Genomic DNA, 17,563 nt, shown 5'->3' with positions numbered 1-17,563 from the left:
GGTAACAGAGTTCAATGAAGGCAATTACAGATTTTATAAACCCCACTATAGTTTGGGGATTAGCGCTAGGTTTTATAATATCAACTATTATAGGACCGCTATTAATACCAGTATTACACAAACTTAAGTTTGGACAAAACATTAGAGAAGAAGGTCCAAAAAGTCATATGAAGAAAGCAGGAACACCAACCATTGGTGGATTAATCTTTATAATTGCTACTACTATAGCAATATTGATAATGTATGCAATGGGTGAAGTAAAAGGCGAAGCTATAGCGGTATTACTATCATTTATAGGTTTTGGTTTTGTAGGATTTTTAGATGATTTACTAAAAATAATACATAGAAATAATTTAGGACTTAGAGCTTGGCAAAAGATGGTCCTTTTACTTATAATATCAGGTGCTTTATCTTATTATGCTTATTCAACTGTAGGAACAGAGGTTCATGTACCATTTACACATATATTCTTAGACTATGAATTTATATATATACCTTTTGTTATTGTATATTTCGCAGGAGCAACAAATGCAGTAAACTTAACAGATGGTTTAGATGGATTAGCAACATCTATCACTGTTTTAGTATCAACTTTCTTTGCCATAGTTAGTTATAGCATGGGACAAGAAAGTTTAAGTATTTTCTGTGTAGTACTTACAGGTGCTTTACTTGGCTTCTTAAGATTAAATGCTTTTCCAGCAAGAATATTCATGGGGGATACAGGATCTCTTGCTCTTGGAGGAGCAGTATCAACAGTAGCATTATTATTAAAAATGCCTTGGGTACTATTCATAGTAGGTGGAATTTATGTTATAGAGACATTATCAGTTATACTTCAAGTTGCATCATTTAAAATAAGAAAGAAAAGAATATTTAAAATGGCACCTATCCATCATCACTTTGAGTTTTATGGATGGAGTGAAGTTAAAATAGTGTCTGTATTCTCTATAATAACTGTAATACTTTGCTTTATAGGTTTCTTAGCAATTTAGAGTTTTTTAGGAGGGAAGTTAATGAGGGGGTTAAAATTAAAGAAAGGTAACGCTACGAGAAGTAATGAATCTAGTTCTAAGGGAACTATAGATTATTACTTATTAAGTACTATAATAATACTATTAGCTATTGGAATAGTTATGGTTTATAGTGCAAGCTCTTATAAATCTATGTTAGAAAAAGGAAATAGTATGCATTTTTTCATAAGACAAGCTGCCTTTGCAGTAATTGGGTGTGTTTTTATGTATATCGCTTCTAGAGTAGATTATAGTAGATTAAGGAAATTTTGTATTCCTTTGATAGTAATCTCAGCTATATTATTAGGAGTAATAATATTAGTTAAGATTGGGGTATTACCAGAAAAGGTAGCACCAAACATTAATGGTGCTAGAAGATGGATATATATAGGTCCAATATCATTCCAACCATCAGAAATAGCGAAATATTCTGTTGTTCTATTTTTAGCCATAGCGCTTTCAAATAAAGGTGAAAAAATAAAGGAGTTTTGGAATGGAGTTGTTGCTGTAGTATTAGTTCCTGGATTTATAGCATTTTTAGTTATAATGGGAAAAAGTATGAGTATAACAATGGTAATTCTTTTAACAACATTTATAATGCTTGTAGCAGCAGGAATGAGAAGGTTGCATATTGGGTTATTTTCAGCACTTGGAGCAGCTTTAGTTTTCTTCTTAATAAAAGGAGCAAGCTATAGACAAGATAGATTTTCAAGTTTTATAAATCCGTGGGCAGATCCAAAAGGCAAAGGATATCAACTTATACAATCCTTTTATTCCTTAGGGGCAGGAGGAGTTACTGGCCTTGGTCTTGGAAAATCAAGACAAAAGACTATGTACATGCCAGAACCCCATAATGATTTTATTTTTGCAATAATAGGTGAAGAATTGGGGCTTTTAGGATGTATCTTTATAATTGCATTATTTATTTTCTTTATACATCGAGGAGCTATTATTGCTTTTGGAGCTAGAGATACTTATGGTATGCTTTTAGCAGTTGGAATAACAAGTATAATAGCAATTCAAACAATTATAAATATTGCAGTTGTAACAGGCTCAATGCCAACAACAGGTGTACCACTACCTTTTATAAGTTATGGAGGAACATCTCTTGTTATTAACTTAACTGCCATGGGAGTTTTACTTAATATATCAAAAAATTCAAAAAAGAGCTTAAAAAATATTTAGGATGGCTGAGGCCATCCTTTTTTTTATTTTAGTTATTGAGCATAATATTTTAAAATAAATAAAAAGTAAAAGATGAAATACCAACTGTTAAAATATGATTAACAAAATTTAACAAAAAAGCAATAAAAATATGAGGCTAAAATGGTATGATATTAGTATATAGTTAGGTTACTGATGAAAGGAGAGTTATGGAAGATAAAGTTCAAGATTTTATAGCAAGGAAGAAAAGACAAAAATTAAGAAAGAAATTAACCATAATTTGTCTTTTGCTAATTGGAATAGTTTTAGGGGTAATATTTAAAGCCAGTTTTTTTAATATTGATACAGTAACAGTTTCAGGAAATACAGTATTAAGTAAAAAGAAGGTAGTTGATGAAAAGAATATAATTGGGCAAAATATATTTTTATTTGATCAAAAGAAATTAGAGGGGATGATTTTAACCAATCCTTACATTAAGGGAGTAACTATAAAAAAACAATTTCCTGATAAATTAGATATAAAAGTTGAAGAAAGAAAAATGCTTTATAAAATTAAGGAAGGGAATAAATATTACTTATTAAATAAATCTTTAGTTTTAATGGAAGTTAAAGAAGATGTATCAGGTTTGTCTTTAATTGAATTAAAGGGAATTAAGTTAGAGGATAAAACTATAGGAAAAGCTGTTATTAAGGATGCTAATAAAATTAAAGTTGCTGAAATATTAGGTGATAATAATCTTTTAAGTAAAGATGCATCTATAGATAGTTTAGAAATAAATAGTATAAATAATATTCTTTTAAATAAAGGAAAAATAAAAATAATATTAGGAAATATAGAGAATTTAGAGGAAAATTATAAAAAGGCTATTGATATACTAAATTCAAAGGCCATTAATATGGAAAGTGGATATATAGATGTTAGTTTTAAAGGAAACCCTGTAATTAAAGAAAATGAAGTTAAAAAAGAACAAGAGGAAAATGATAAAGCGAATTAATGGAATTAAGTTCACTTTTTAGATTAAAATATATTTGAAAAATAGCATTAATTTATTTTTAAATTTTTGAAAAATGTTATAGAATATATTTAAAGAGGAAGGTGGAGAAATTATGGATATTAATGAAAATATAACAAAGACACTAAGAACAATTAAAGAAGGGGTCACTCTAATAGCCGTTTCTAAAACCAAGCCTATAGAAATGTTAGAAGAAGCATATAAATCTGGTATAAGAGATTTTGGAGAAAATAAAGTTCAAGAATTATGCAAAAAGTACGATGAATTTCATAAAGATGTAAGATGGCATCTTTTAGGTCATTTACAAAGGAATAAAGTAAAATATATTGTTGGAAAAGTTAACTTGATACATTCAGTGGATAGTATAGAATTACTTAGAGAAATAGAAAAAAGATACAAAAAGGAAAATTTAATTGCCAATATATTGATACAAATAAATATTGGAAGAGAAACTCAAAAATATGGGGTTTTAGAAGAAAATATTTATGATATAATGGAAGAGATAAAATCCTATAATAATGTTAAGGTAAAAGGCCTTATGGCGATAATACCAAAAGGTAATAAAGAAGAAAATAAAGTTTATTTTGACAAGATGTACAATATATTCAGAGAATTAAAAACTAAACAGTTTAATAATGTATCTATGGATATACTGTCAATGGGGATGACACATGATTACTTAGAAGCCATAGAGGCTGGGAGTAATATGGTTAGAATAGGTGAAGGAATTTTTGGAAAAAGAGATTATAGTAAATTAAGTTAAAAATAATAAGAATGGAGTTGAAAAATTTGTTTGGTAAAGTAAAAGAGTTTTTAGGATTTGAAGAAGAAGATGACGAATTTGAAGAAGAGGTTGACGAAGTAGTTGAAGAAGAGGTTAATTATGAACCTGTAATTAAAAGTACACAATCAACAGCAGCTAATAATGCAAGTAGTAAAATAGTTAATATTCATAGTGCATCATCAGCTAAAATAATGATAACTAAACCAATGTCTTATGAAGATGCAGCTGAAATTACAGATGCTTTAAAAAGCAGAAAAATAGTTGTTGTTAATACAAGCGCATTAGAAACAAGAACAGCACAAAGACTATTAGATTTCATAAGTGGTGCAATATATGCATTAGGTGGTGAACTTCAAGACGTAGAAAATAGAATATATATAGTATCTCCTTCAAATGTTGAAGTAAATAATGAATTAAAAAATGAGTTAACTTCAAAAGGATTATTTGGTTGGAAATAGTATTCTATGAATAAAGAGCAATTTATAAATAGTTTTAAGGATGAAGATGAATTTGAAATAGTTAAATTATATAATCTTTATATAAAAGCTTTAAAGACAGGTGTAATGATGTATACTGATGATTTTTATTCACCATCAGTTTGGTCAAAGCTTGAAGAATTAAATTTAAGTGGAGTAACTATAGATTCCTATGGTGTTTTTGAAGAATGTGATAGAAGAATTATTGTCTTTAACAAAGAGGAATATATAGAACCTCCACTTTCTTTAGTAAAAATAGAGTGTAATACTAAATTTGTAACTTTAGAGCATAGAGACTATTTAGGTTCAATTATGTCTTTAGGAATAAAAAGAAATAAATTAGGTGACTTGATTTTAGACAGCGATGGAGTATGTTATTTTGCTACAAACATTAGCATGGCAGAGTACATAATTGATAATTTACATAAAATAAAAAAACTAAATTGTAAATGTAAGATCTTAGAGGACTTCTCAGAGGCACCAAAGCCTAATTTAAAAGAGAGTATTATACTTTGTACGTCACGAAGATTAGATAATATAGTAGGTGCAATAACTAATAGTTCTAGAAGTAAAGCTTCGGAATTAATAGAAAAAGGTTCAGTACTTTTAAACTATAAAATTCAAAGCAATAAAAGTTTAGAGGTTAAATCAGGATCTAGATTGACTATAAGAGGCTTTGGTAAGTTCAAGGTTATGGATACTATAGGAAAAACTAAAAATAATAGAGAAAAAATAATAATTTTAATGTATTCTTAGGGGGAATGTTATATGAAACTGACACCAATGGAAATAAGTAATAAAGAGTTTAAAAAAGTACTAAGAGGATATTCTACAGAAGAGGTAGATGAATTTTTAGATAGAGTAGTTGAAGAATATGAAGCTTTATTTAAAGAAAATTCACAGCTAAAGGATAAGTTAGATAGTACAGTAGAAAAATTAAACCACTATACACAAATAGAAAATACTATTCAAAATACTTTAATTTTAGCTCAAGATACTGCAGAACAATCAAAGAGATCTGCACAAGAAGAAGCTGATAGAATTATAAGAAAAGCTAATGATACAGCTCAAAAAATTCTTGATAAAGCTCATAATGATGTACTTCAAATTAATGATGATTATGATAGAACTAAACAAGAATTCTCTAAATTTAGAGCTAAATTTAGAAACTTTATGAGCTTCCAAATGGAAACTTTTGATGATTTAGAAAAAGATTTTGTGAAAAACTTCAATATTTCTAAGCCGACAGAAAACTTTGATGAAAAAGGAATAGAAGTTGAAGAAATGGAACCTGTAAGAGAGCAAAGTGTAAATTATAATCAATCATATAATAACACTTATGATGAGAGATCTTACGGAAGTAGTTATATAAATGATGAAGAAGATGAAGAAGATTTAGGATTAACTACTCAAATTAATTTCAACTCAAATGAAATAGAATTTGGAAATGATGATATTGAGGCTACTCAAAAAATAAATATTAATGAAATAAACGATGAATTATTATTAGATGATGATATGAAAGAAATAAAGAGTTATTTCGCTAAAAACTAAGTAGATTAAAAGAGGCTGTGTCAATGATGCAGTCCCTTTTTAATATTATGAGCAATAGGAGAAATTAGTTATATGGAAAAACTAGAATTAGTTATAGAAGAAAAGGATAATGGGGGAAGAGCAGATAAAATAGTATCCTCAGAAATAGAAACCTTATCAAGAAGCTTTATTCAAGGACTTTTTGAAGAAGGAAAAGTATTAATTAACGGAAAAGTTGGAAAGGGAAAATCTAAGGTTAAAACTGGTGATAAAATAGAACTAGAAATTCCAGAACCAGAGGAACTTACAGTAGAACCTGAGAATATACCAATAGACATAATATATGAAGACAAGGATATAATAGTTGTAAATAAGGCTAAAGGTATGGTTGTTCATCCAGCACCGGGGAATTATACAGGAACTCTTGTAAACGCTCTTTTATATCACTGTAAAGATTTATCAGGAATAAATGGAGTTATAAGACCAGGAATAGTTCATAGAATTGATAAAAATACATCAGGAGTGTTAGTTGTTGCAAAAAATGATTTCGCTCATCAAGAATTAGCTGCTCAATTTAAGGAACATAGTATTAAAAGAGAATATTATGCTATAGTTGAAGGAAGAATGGGAAATTTAGAAGGTACTATAGATGCACCTTTAGGTAGACATCATAAAGATAGATTAAAGTTTGCTGTTGTAAAAGGTGGAAAAAGAGCTGTAACTCACTATGAAGTTTTAGAAGTTTATAATGGCTATTCTTTAGTTAAATGCAGATTAGAAACTGGTAGAACACATCAAATAAGAGTTCATATGGCATTTATAGGTTATCCTCTTGTTGGAGATGAAGTTTATGGATTAAAGAAACAAAAATTAGTTAAAGATGGGCAGGCACTACATGCTAAAAATTTAGGATTTATTCATCCAACAACTAAAGAATATGTTGAATTCAATTCAACTTTACCATTATACTTAAAAGAGTTAATAAGAAAGTTAGGAGGTAAGTATGAAGATTAAGGCAATTTTATTAGATGAAAAAGCTATAAAGAGATCTCTTATAAGAATATCTCATGAAATAATAGAAAAAAACAAAGGTGTAGAGGATATAGTTCTTATAGGAATAAAAAGAAGAGGTTATCCTTTAGCAGAGAGAATAAGTCAGTTCATTGAAAATATAGAAGGCGTAAAGATTCCTGTAGGAAGTTTAGATATAACTTTATATAGAGATGATTTAACTGATATAGTTGAAATGCCAAAGGTTAAAAATGCACAGCTTGATTTAGATGTAAAAGGAAAGAAAGTAATAATTGTTGATGATGTTTTATATACATGCAGAACAGCAAGAGCAGCTATTGATGCTATAATAGATGCAGGAAGACCAAGTGCTATCCAATTAGCTGTTCTTGTAGATAGAGGTCATAAGGAACTTCCAATAAGAGCAGATTATGTTGGAAAGAATGTTCCAACATCAAGAGATGAAATAGTTAAGGTTGAAATTGAGGAAATAGATGAAAACGACTCAGTAAAAATTTATGAACAGTAAACAAAAGGAGATTAAAATATGGATTATAACTTAATTGCTACTACTACCTTTGGAATAGAGGCAATAACAGCAAAGGAACTTAAAGCCTTAGGATATGAAGACCTTAAAGTTGAAAATGGTAAGGTTGAATTTGAAGGGGATGAAATGGATATAGCCATAGCTAATACATGGCTTAGAACGGCAGAGAGAGTTTTAATAAAGGTAGCTGAATTTAAAGCAGAAAGCTTTGAAGAATTATTTAATGGAACAGTTGAAGTAGACTGGGGCAGTATTATACCTGTTGATGGAAAAATGCATGTTATAGGTAAGTCTGTTAAATCAAAATTATTTAGTGTTCCAGATTGTCAATCTATAGTAAAAAAAGCTGTTGTTAAGTCTATGCAAAGAACTTACAATAAAGAAATTTTTACAGAGGATGGACCTGTTTATAAAATAGAAGTAGCAATATTAAAGGATATAGTTACATTAACTATAGATACTTCAGGAGAAGGGCTTCATAAAAGAGGATATAGAGAACATTCAGGGCAAGCTCCACTTAAGGAAACTTTAGCAGCAGCTATGATTTATTTATCAAAATGGGATTATGAAAAGCAACTAATAGACCCATTCTGTGGTTCAGGAACGATCCTTATTGAAGGAGCTATGATTGCTAAAAATATTGCACCAGGTTTGAATAGACATTTTGTAAGTGAAACTTGGCCAACTATGGATAAAGAAACTTGGGATCAAGTTAGAGAAGGTGCAAGAGCAGCAATAAAAAATAAGGATATTAAACTTATAGGTTATGATATTGATAGTTGGGTTTTAAAAACAGCTAGAAATAACATAATGAAAGCTGGATTATCAGATTGTATAGAACTTCAAAGAAGAAGCTTCCTAGATTTCTCTTCAAGTAAAAAAGAAGGATATATAGTAACAAATCCACCTTATGGAGAGCGTATAGGTGAAAAAAGAGAAGTTGAAGAATTAAATAGACATATAGCAGAAGTTAAAGGAAATATGCCAGGATGGTACATTAATGTATTAACAGCATTCCCAAACTTTGAAAAATTCATAAGATTAAAAGCTGATAAAAATAGAAAACTTTATAATGGTAGATTATTATGTTACTACTATCAATATTTTGGTAAATAATAAAAAAGAGGATGTATCTTGTATTTTTGATACTTCCTCTTTTTAATGTTTAAAATAAACTAAGCCGTAACTCTCATAGAATTTTGATTCAACCTAAATTAAAATTAGTTTATTCTTTGTATTGTTAGTTCTTTTGGTGGATCTATAAATAAAGTTCTATTTGTTGTGTAAATAACCATTCCAGGTTTAGCACCAGATGGTTTTTTTACATTTTTAACTAGGGTATAATCTACAGGAACCTTTGTAGAACCAGCACCTTTACTATAGAAAGCAGCTAAAGTTGCAGCTTCAAGTAAAGTTTCATCTGATACATTGAAAGAAGCTATAATAACGTGAGAACCTGGTATTTCCTTAGTGTGAAGCCAAGTGTAGTTATTTTCAGCAAACTTTAATGTTAAATAATCATTTTGTATGTTGTTTTTCCCTACATAAATATCAGTTCCATCAGATGAAAGGAAATGCATTGGTTTGCTAAGTTTATCTTTTTTCTTTTTATTATTTCTTCTGAATTTTATATAAGAACTTTCAATTAATTCTTTCTTTATTTCTTCTATATCCTCATAAGTATCAACATTATCTAAGTTTGTAGCTACAGAATTTAAATATTCAAGCTCAGATTTTGTTATTTCTAATTGTTTTGTAGCTTCTTTTTCTGCTGTTTTAAGTTTATTATATTTCTTAAAGTATTTTTGAATGTTTTCAGCAGGAGTTTTATTTACATCTAGTTCTATATCTATATATTCTTCCTCTTCACCATTATAGTAATTTAAAAGACTTACTTTCTTATCTCCTTTATTTATACTATATATATATGAGGTTAGTAATTCTCCCTTTATTTGATAGATATCTTTCTTGCTACATTCTTCTAGAGTATTATTTAATATTTTAATTTTTTTCATACATCTATCTATATTAGTGTTTATTAATTTTTGTAAATCAACACTTTTCCCGTGAAGTCTATCTTGTTTATCCTTTTTAGAGTAGAAATTATCTAAAAGTTCACTGTGATTTGGATATTCTTCAACCTTATAATCTTCAAATACTTTTAAATCTTTAAAATAGAAGTCTACTATTCTATCATCTTTTAAAAAGATTAGATGTCTTTTTTCATTAAATATATTTTCATTAACTTCCTTTAGAAATTCAAAAACATTAGAACTATTAAAAGTGTCATATTTATTATTAAAGTTTACGAATAAATCCTTTGATAAATTTTTACCTACACCAGTTACTATTTTTGAGAAGAAACCTTCAGTGAATTCATCATTATCTTTTATAATATTATCTAAATCTTCCTTTGAAAAATCTGATAAATTTAATTTTTCAGATGCAGGAGGATAGACATAATCAACACCAGGGTATAATACTCTGTAACTATTTTTATTTGGAGTTATATGTTTTATTGATTCCATTACCTTATTGTCACGGGCTCTAACAAGAGTTATATTACTGTGTCTTGACATTATTTCAATAATTAAATCATAAATACTTTCAAATCCAAGTTCATCTGTTGTTTGAACAGAAATTTTAATTATTCTATCAAATCCAACTTGACTTACATCAATGATTTTTCCACTTGTAAGATATTTTCTTAAAACCATACAAAATACTGGAGGTTGTAATGGATTATTCTTACTTATTGTAGTAAAATGTATTCTAGGATAGGTAGAACTGGAAGAAATAAGAAGCTTCTTATTCTCTTTACCTCTAATATTTAAAATTATTTCATCCTTTTCTGGTTGATTTATTTTATCTATTTTAGAACCTATTAAATTAGATTTTAATTCATCTATTAAACTGTGTATATAAATACCATCTAAAGCCATAAGTATCATCCTTTCTTGACTAATAAAGCTTTATTCTACATATGTTAGTAATAACAATACTTTAAAGCTATATATTAGAGTATAACATTTAAGGTCAATGATAGGCAATAAACTAAAGTTTTATTTGAATTTTAGTGAAGATTATATAATTATACAAGGTGGTATATCTGTTTATTTCAATATTGGAGTATTACAGGTACTAGTGATTAGATAAATCATAATACTTGGAGGAGAAGTAATGAAAAAAAGCTTTTTTTTAGGGGGATTTGTAGCTTTTTTTGTTATCCTATTTATCAACATTCCTGTTAAGAAAGAAAATAAAGTGGAAAATAAGCCCTTAGAGTGGCAGGAAAATGTAATAATTAAAGTTGATGAGAATGGAATAAAGCATAATACTATTACTGATGAAGAAATAATTGAATTGAATATTGAAGAAAAGGGAATTTTGAAAACATACAATGTATCAGAAAATATATTTGTGTTTTTGAGAAATAAAGATAATAAATTTAAGTTAGATGTATACATAGGGAAAAAATTATTAACTACATTAAATCTTTCAGGAGACCTAGAGGATGTTAAAATAAGTCCAACTGGAGACTATATAATTTTTAAGTCTAAAAATTATAATTATGAAATATTTGATATAAAAAACAATAAAAGAGAACAATTAAAAGATGATGTGTTACCATCAGGGAATATGATTAAATTTTTAGAAGATGGAAGACTAGTCATTTATGGAACGAGAGAAAAAGATAAAAAGGATGCTATATTTATTTATAATCTAGAGGAAAAAAACTATAAATTAATAAGAGAAATAAATGGAGTTGTTAAATATATGGATGTCCTAAGGGACTATGAGGTTTTAATTTTGAAAGAAAATTCAAAAGATAATAAAAAACTTATGAAAATTAATGTAGAGAGCAAAAAAGTAGAGGAATTAACAGAGGAAATAGAAATTATAGATAATGGAAGGTACCTAGATAATAAATATTATTTTTTAGGAAGAAAGAAAAATAATGAGGAATCCATATATTCCTATGATTTAGGAAATAAAAGATTAAATAGATTAACATTTAATTTCCCAAAGAATATTAATGTAAAAGCTGGAATGGAAATAATCAATAGAGAAATATATTTTGAGGGATATGATAAGGAAATAGAAAAGGGGTATATATATAAGGTTAATCCAAAAGATAGTTCTGTATCCATAGTGGAAGGAACAGAAGGATATTATATTATTGCAGAAAGAGCAGATAAGCCATGGAGCTTATCTGCTTTTTAATTATTTAGTCAAATAAATTTAAAAAAAATTAAATATTGTGAGATAAAAATTATTTTATATGTTTTAACTTTACATAAAGTGTCAATGATTGTTATAGGGGGTGAATTAATGAAGTTAAGGGACATAGATGTAAAAGCTATGGAACAATTGAATAAAGAAATAGCTGTGGAAATGAATTTAATATCTGTTAAGAATGAAAGTGAAAATACTTTTTTCACAAATAAAATAACTGAAGAAAAATTATCTTACTTAAAATTAATATTTAATGATGAATTTCAATTAAAAGAAATAGAGCTTGAAACAGTGAAGAAATTTATTGATGGTTATTACATTAAGAGGAATGAACAACTAGAAGAAGATGAATTAGATTATATCTTAAAAAGTGCCATAGAAGAAAATAGTAGTGATATACACATAGAACCTTATGAACATTATGCTTATATTAGATTTAGAACAGATGGAAGGTTATTTATAAAAAATAAGATAACTACAAAACTCTATAATAAAATTGCAAATAGAGTAAAGGTTTCAGGGAATTTAGATATTTCAAAAAAACTAGAGCCACAGGATGGAAAATTAAGATTTTATAAAAATAATAAATATTATGATATAAGAATTTCTACTATGCCAACTATATGTGGTGAAAAAATAGTTATGAGAATATTATACAAAAATATGGATTTAATAAATTTAAATAATTTAAACTTTACCAAAGAGCAAAGAAGGAGTATTGATAAATTACTTAATTTAAATAATGGAATAATATTGGTAAATGGACCTACTGGAAGTGGAAAATCTACGACTTTATATGCTTTCGTGAATTCCTATAATAAGGAAAGTAAAAATATAAGTACCATTGAAGATCCTGTTGAATTTACTATAGATGGAATTGTACAAAGTAATGTTAATGAAAAAATAGGTTTTAATTTTTCAAAGGGGTTAAAGCAACTCTTGAGACAAGATCCAGACATAATATTAATAGGTGAAATAAGAGACGAGGAAACAGCTAAAATAGCAGTTAGAGCAGCAATAACAGGACATAAGGTTTTAGGGACAATACATACCAATAGTGCAATGGATGTTTATTATAGGCTTTTAGATATGGGAGTAGAACCATATTTATTAAAACAGAGCCTAAAAGGTGCTATAGCACAGAGGTTAGTAAGAAAATTGTGTAGTGAATGTAAGGAAAAAATAAAAATAAATGATCCAATAGATGAAAATAAGGTTATAGATGTTTATAGGGCAAAAGGATGTAATAGTTGCTCCCATAGTGGTTATAAGGGAAGGATTATGATTTCTCACGTAATGGACTTTAGTAATGTAGATTTTGATGATTTATCTAACATTAATAACACTCAACTTGTGAATTCAGCAGAAGAAGCCATGAGAAGAGGGGAAGTTTCTATAGATGATTATTTGGTATTTAGAGAGGGAGAGTTAGAAGATGAAATTTCAAAGAGATAAACCTCATTATGAAAGTATTTTTTTAATAGCCAATGGATTAAGTTTATATATAAAGTCAGGGATATCTATAAGAAAGTCTTTAGAACTTATAAAGGTTACTATTAAGAGAAAGGAATATTTAAATGCTATAGAAAGAATAGAAAATTCTATTAATTTAGGTGAAGGAATAGGTGAGGCATTTTCAAAGGAAAGAACATTATTTACTGATAATTTTGTGGACATGATAATAATGGCAGAGGAAAGTGGAAGGCTAGAAGATATATTAACTATTTTATCTAATCATTTTGAGAAAAATAATAAAATGAAAAAAGAAATTAAGAAGAATTTAGCTTATCCAGTAATGCTCATAAGTACTATGATAGGTGTATTTTTTCTTATAGTTATCTTTGTAATCCCAACTTTAGCAGATATGTATAAGGATATGAATGGAGAGTTGAGTATTTTTACAAAAGCAATGCTATTTATAAGTAGAGTTGTAGAAGAAGTAAATCCAATAATAATGATTTTATCTATAATTTCTTTAATAGTTTTAATATTTTTACTGTTTAAAGAAATTTTTTCAGAAAAAGATTTATTAGGACGATTTCATATTGTAAAAAACTATAGGGAAATGAATTTAATATTAGTAATAAATATGATAATCAAGGGAGGGCTAAGTATAACAGGAGCTATAAATAAATTAAAAAATTCTGTTAAGGATAAGCATTTAAAGTTTTCCTTAAACAATATAGATGAAGGATTGCATAGTGGGTTGTCCTTAACTGAAGCAATGATCAATACTAAGGGAATGTCTAAATTAAGTGAAAGTCTTTTAAGAACAGGTGAAGAAAGTGGAAATTTAGAAGAAAGTTTAGGGAAATTAAGTGAATTATTAGAGTATCAGCTAAATGGAAGAATAAACAAGGTTATTTTTTATATAGAACCTATAGCCATACTATTTTTAGGAATTATGGTGCTTTCATTAGTATTAATGGTTTTTATACCTATGTATGAGTACATGAATTATGTATAAAAAGAAGAAAGCAATGACCTTAATGGAGGTAGTAATATATTTAGGGTTATTATCCATTATAGTTACTTTATTTCCTCTTTCAACTATGTATTTAAAAAAACAAGAAAAAAAGGTGAAAATAAAGGATGAATTATTAGAAATAGAACAGTTTATTTTGGAGTCTAAGTTAATTTGCAAAGATTTTAATGTAATGGGTGAAATATTTTATATAGCAGAATATGATAAATTAAAACTTAGTAATCCTTATGAAAAGAAAGAACTTAATCTTAAAAATTTAAAAGCTAGACAGAGCTTTGAAATAAAAATAAATCAAAATGGTTTTATAAATAAAAATATTAGTGTTACATTTTTAGATAGCTTAGAGGAAAAGCATACTATAAAAATAAATTAGAGGATTTAAAATATGAAGAAAAAAGCATATTTATTAATAGATATAGCTGTAGGTTCGGCTATAATATCAATATTTACACTGGTGATATTTTCTATGTTTCAAGGCTATATAAATTTAAGGAAAAGAAAAGAGCATAATGAGTTGATTTATTTTATTGTACAAGAGTTAGAAAATAATAGTGATTATCATAGCTTAAGTAAATTTGAAAATGGAGAATATTATATAAATATCACTGAAAAAGAAGAAGTTAAAAATAAAAATATAATCCAATGTATAAGTAAGGAAAATATAGGGAGTTCTAGTAGGCTGATTATAAATAAAGAAGATAGATATATAGAATGCGACTTGCAATTTAATAATTGTAAAGATGAAGTTGGATTTATAAAATACAGAGGGATTTAATGAAAAGAAAAGGATATTTGTTAATGGAACTTTTGCTATATTTATCCTTAGTATCATTTTTAATAATTTTTGTTATGAATTTAAGTCTTTTTATAAATAAAGTCTATAAAGAAGAATTGAAAAATAAAAATAAGAAAATAGCTTTAGTCAATTTTGATTTGCATTTTGACGGGGCTTTAAGAAGTAGAGAAATAATAGACATAGAAGTTTTTCACACAACTATAGATATTTATTATAAAGAAGATAAATTAATATTAAGAGATAGATTTTCTATAAAAGATAAAATTATTTATAAAAGGCCTTATAAATACAATCTAGATGGAAGTTTATTTTATGTTGGTGAAGAAAAAACTTTAATTGAGTATGCAAAAAGTTTTGAAGTAGAAGAAAAGGAAAATTTAATATATATAACAATTGAATTTGAGGAAGGTGAAATGGAGAATCTTGTTTACAAAAAATAAAAAAGGCTTTGTAACAATTTCATTGGTTTTATGGTTAACCTTAATATTATCTATAGTAACTTCGTTATATATTTCAACACTTAGAGAAAGTAGTATCTTAAAAAGAGGAGATAAGTTAAATAACTATAAAAAGAACTATGCTTATTATGATGTAGTAAAGGAATTTGAAAAAATAATAAATGAAAAGTTATCAAAAGAAGAATTAGATTTTAAATCTGTTGTAAATGAAAGTTATTTCTTAGAAACTTCATCAAAAGTCTATGAAATGAAATTTAATGATAAAAGTGCTTTATTTCTTTTGATGGTTATAAATAAAAACACTAATAAGAAAACAGAAGTATATTATAAAGGACTTCTTAGAGAAAATGGAACTATATTTTTTGAAAGGAGAACAAGCCGTGTTAAAGAGGTATAAAGAAAAAAGTCAATTAAATGAAAATATTTTTATAAAGATAATATCTTTAGATAAAGTAAAGAGAAAGAATATGAAAGATGTTTTAGAAGATGCTTTTAGAGATTTTAATGGTCTTACACATTATGAAATTATAAAATTTCAAAGGAAAAAATATTTAGTTGTATATTATATAAATAAAAATAGTAGAGAGCCCATAAAAACTAAAGAAATAAAAATGCCTTTCCCTAAAAATTTAATTAGTTTGTTTAGTAATAATATTTATCTAGACTTGGTTGAAGAAAATAATGATTATATATTTAAATTTTACTTGAAAGGAAAGCTTATTTATGCAGCTGGTTGCAGGGAGAAAAATTTATATAATTACTATATTGGTCTTATAGAAGACATAAAGAAAAACGTTAAGGAAAATATAAATATTATAGAGAGTAAGAAAGATGCTTTTTTAATATATAGTCACAAGAAAGAAAAGTTAAGTTATATATTGAGTGGAGGGGATAAAAATATTTTTAAAGAAAAACAAAAACTTTAATAGTAATGAATATGTTGAAAATTTTAATCGTAAGAGAATAAAGTTTGCAAAAATAATGATTATTTTAATTTTAATGGTGAATATAATGCTATTAAATATAAATGCTATGAATAAAAAGAGAATAAAAAGCTTAGATGAAAAAACAGATATTGAAAAAGTAACAGAAAATATAGAAATAAATAATAATGAAATTACTTTAGAAAAGATAAAATTTTTAGAAAATATATTGAAAGAAAGTAGAGTTTATGATCTAGATTTTCAAGGAAATAATTTATCATTTAAAATTGATGGTATTTATAGTGACTGGTTTATTTTAGAATTATCAAATTTAGATAAATTTAATATTACAAATATTAATTATAATAATGATGAAAGTTATATCCAAGTGAGAGGAGAAATCGTGTGAAAGGTGAAAAGATTTATATATTACTTATAGCTCTATTAATGCTTCTTTTTTATGAAGCAATTACTTATAATTCTTTATTAAAAAAAGAAAATGAAAAAATGGCTTTAAAAGAGAAGAAAGAAGTAATAAAGGAAAAAGAAGATAAAAGTATGTCATTAAAAGAGTTTAAGGGAATAATAGAACATAAGAATATTAAAATAGAAAGTATAAATAAAAATAATAAGACTTATAAAGCTACTGTGAGCTTTGAGGGAAATTATGAAGACTTAAAGGAATACTTAAATATTTTATCAAAAAAGGAAATAACTATAGAAGATTACAAGATAAGTGGAGATATAGAGAAAATAGTAGGGACACTGAACTTAACATAAGGTAATATTTAATTTAAATAAAGGGTATATCTATTCTTAAGAAAGTAATTTTAGCAGAGAAGCAAAAAAGACTTAGTATTTTTAACTAACTATTTAATTTGGAAAATTATTAGTTAAAAATGCTAAGTTGTCAATTATAAATATATATGTTAACTAATTCGTAGATAATATAAATTTACTGAAAATAATTGCATTTATATGTAGCATTTGATAAAATAATGGTTGTTACATTTATGTAAGCAGACAGTAAAGCGAATACATTTATAGTAAATATGTCAGATATATAAAAGTTTTTGAATTATTTATATTAGATGGGGTTATACTATAAAGGAATTAATAGATTTTGG

General features: G+C 26.6%; 20 protein-coding genes and 1 pseudogene. 20 read left to right on the top strand and 1 reads right to left on the bottom strand.

Translation table 11 applies throughout. The features are described 5' to 3' along the window. Window positions 1-14 precede the first annotated feature (14 nt). The 10 genes and pseudogenes from mraY to ARA19_RS11420 all read left to right on the top strand — a co-directional run bounded on the left by mraY (window position 15) and on the right by ARA19_RS11420 (window position 8,654). Window positions 15-992, top strand: a complete 978-nt coding sequence (gene mraY, locus ARA19_RS11465; protein ID WP_055071105.1) for a phospho-N-acetylmuramoyl-pentapeptide-transferase — start codon at window positions 15-17, stop codon at window positions 990-992. 21 nt (window positions 993-1,013) lie between these two features. Then, window positions 1,014-2,195: a putative lipid II flippase FtsW gene (ftsW, locus tag ARA19_RS11460; RefSeq protein WP_055071104.1), complete on the top strand. Its 1,182-nt coding sequence runs from the start codon at window positions 1,014-1,016 to the stop codon at window positions 2,193-2,195. Between the two features lie 188 nt (window positions 2,196-2,383). Then, the gene (locus tag ARA19_RS11455; RefSeq protein ID WP_055071103.1) at window positions 2,384-3,169 is read left to right on the top strand and encodes a cell division protein FtsQ/DivIB; all 786 of its coding nucleotides are present in this window, start codon (window positions 2,384-2,386) and stop codon (window positions 3,167-3,169) included. A gap of 112 nt (window positions 3,170-3,281) precedes the next feature. Next, window positions 3,282-3,950: a YggS family pyridoxal phosphate-dependent enzyme gene (locus ARA19_RS11450; protein ID WP_055071102.1), complete on the top strand. Its 669-nt coding sequence runs from the start codon at window positions 3,282-3,284 to the stop codon at window positions 3,948-3,950. Between the two features lie 17 nt (window positions 3,951-3,967). Continuing rightward, the gene (locus ARA19_RS11445) at window positions 3,968-4,429 is read left to right on the top strand and encodes a cell division protein SepF (protein WP_055072112.1); all 462 of its coding nucleotides are present in this window, start codon (window positions 3,968-3,970) and stop codon (window positions 4,427-4,429) included. Window positions 4,430-4,435: 6 nt separating this feature from the next. Next, on the top strand, window positions 4,436-5,203 hold the full coding sequence (locus ARA19_RS11440) for a YlmH family RNA-binding protein (RefSeq protein WP_055071101.1): 768 nt from the start codon (window positions 4,436-4,438) through the stop codon (window positions 5,201-5,203). 12 nt (window positions 5,204-5,215) lie between these two features. Continuing rightward, window positions 5,216-5,722, top strand: a pseudogene (locus tag ARA19_RS18005) (DivIVA domain-containing protein); the annotation flags it as partial. Between the two features lie 351 nt (window positions 5,723-6,073). Beyond that, complete coding sequence (locus ARA19_RS11430; RefSeq protein ID WP_055071099.1) at window positions 6,074-6,994, top strand: RluA family pseudouridine synthase; 921 nt, start codon at window positions 6,074-6,076, stop codon at window positions 6,992-6,994. Continuing rightward, window positions 6,984-7,520 carry a bifunctional pyr operon transcriptional regulator/uracil phosphoribosyltransferase PyrR gene (pyrR, locus tag ARA19_RS11425; RefSeq protein ID WP_055071098.1) on the top strand — a complete coding sequence of 179 codons (537 nt, stop codon included), beginning with the start codon at window positions 6,984-6,986 and terminating at the stop codon, window positions 7,518-7,520. Before ARA19_RS11430 ends, pyrR begins: the two co-directional genes overlap by 11 nt. Window positions 7,521-7,538: 18 nt before the next feature. Next, complete coding sequence (locus tag ARA19_RS11420; RefSeq protein ID WP_055071097.1) at window positions 7,539-8,654, top strand: THUMP domain-containing class I SAM-dependent RNA methyltransferase; 1,116 nt, start codon at window positions 7,539-7,541, stop codon at window positions 8,652-8,654. Between the two features lie 104 nt (window positions 8,655-8,758). Here the strand turns inward: ARA19_RS11420 and ARA19_RS11415 are convergent, their stop codons facing one another. After that, entirely contained in the window at window positions 8,759-10,480 is a 1,722-nt protein-coding gene (locus ARA19_RS11415) for an Rqc2 family fibronectin-binding protein (RefSeq protein ID WP_055071096.1), read from the bottom strand. 238 nt (window positions 10,481-10,718) lie between these two features. Here ARA19_RS11415 and ARA19_RS11410 point away from each other — a divergent pair, with 238 nt between their 5' ends. From ARA19_RS11410 to ARA19_RS11365, 10 genes are all read left to right on the top strand, one after another. Continuing rightward, entirely contained in the window at window positions 10,719-11,762 is a 1,044-nt protein-coding gene (locus ARA19_RS11410; protein WP_055071095.1) for a hypothetical protein, read from the top strand. A 108-nt stretch (window positions 11,763-11,870) separates the two neighbouring features. Further along, window positions 11,871-13,229: a GspE/PulE family protein gene (locus ARA19_RS11405; protein ID WP_055071094.1), complete on the top strand. Its 1,359-nt coding sequence runs from the start codon at window positions 11,871-11,873 to the stop codon at window positions 13,227-13,229. Next, window positions 13,210-14,241 carry a type II secretion system F family protein gene (locus tag ARA19_RS11400; RefSeq protein ID WP_055071093.1) on the top strand — a complete coding sequence of 344 codons (1,032 nt, stop codon included), beginning with the start codon at window positions 13,210-13,212 and terminating at the stop codon, window positions 14,239-14,241. Before ARA19_RS11405 ends, ARA19_RS11400 begins: the two co-directional genes overlap by 20 nt. Then, on the top strand, window positions 14,234-14,632 hold the full coding sequence (locus tag ARA19_RS11395; protein WP_055071092.1) for a hypothetical protein: 399 nt from the start codon (window positions 14,234-14,236) through the stop codon (window positions 14,630-14,632). Before ARA19_RS11400 ends, ARA19_RS11395 begins: the two co-directional genes overlap by 8 nt. Before the next feature lie 12 nt (window positions 14,633-14,644). Then, window positions 14,645-15,034, top strand: coding sequence for a hypothetical protein (locus tag ARA19_RS11390; RefSeq protein ID WP_055071091.1), 390 nt, complete (start codon window positions 14,645-14,647; stop codon window positions 15,032-15,034). Further along, complete coding sequence (locus tag ARA19_RS11385; protein ID WP_055071090.1) at window positions 15,034-15,495, top strand: hypothetical protein; 462 nt, start codon at window positions 15,034-15,036, stop codon at window positions 15,493-15,495. Before ARA19_RS11390 ends, ARA19_RS11385 begins: the two co-directional genes overlap by 1 nt. Beyond that, a complete protein-coding gene (locus ARA19_RS11380) occupies window positions 15,479-15,910 on the top strand; it encodes a hypothetical protein (protein WP_055071089.1) in 432 nt (143 codons plus the stop codon). Before ARA19_RS11385 ends, ARA19_RS11380 begins: the two co-directional genes overlap by 17 nt. Beyond that, a complete protein-coding gene (locus tag ARA19_RS11375; protein WP_055071088.1) occupies window positions 15,894-16,439 on the top strand; it encodes a hypothetical protein in 546 nt (181 codons plus the stop codon). Before ARA19_RS11380 ends, ARA19_RS11375 begins: the two co-directional genes overlap by 17 nt. Further along, complete coding sequence (locus ARA19_RS11370; RefSeq protein ID WP_055071087.1) at window positions 16,396-16,845, top strand: hypothetical protein; 450 nt, start codon at window positions 16,396-16,398, stop codon at window positions 16,843-16,845. The genes ARA19_RS11375 and ARA19_RS11370 overlap by 44 nt, the downstream gene beginning before the upstream one ends. Further along, window positions 16,842-17,216: a hypothetical protein gene (locus ARA19_RS11365; protein ID WP_055071086.1), complete on the top strand. Its 375-nt coding sequence runs from the start codon at window positions 16,842-16,844 to the stop codon at window positions 17,214-17,216. Before ARA19_RS11370 ends, ARA19_RS11365 begins: the two co-directional genes overlap by 4 nt. Window positions 17,217-17,563 lie beyond the last annotated feature (347 nt).

The sequence above is a fragment of the Clostridium massiliamazoniense genome, from assembly GCF_001403635.1.
Lineage (GTDB): Bacteria > Bacillota > Clostridia > Clostridiales > Clostridiaceae > Sarcina > Sarcina massiliamazoniense.
The sequence above is the reverse complement of the archived record's forward strand: the minus strand, read 5'-3'. Positions and strand labels throughout refer to the sequence as shown.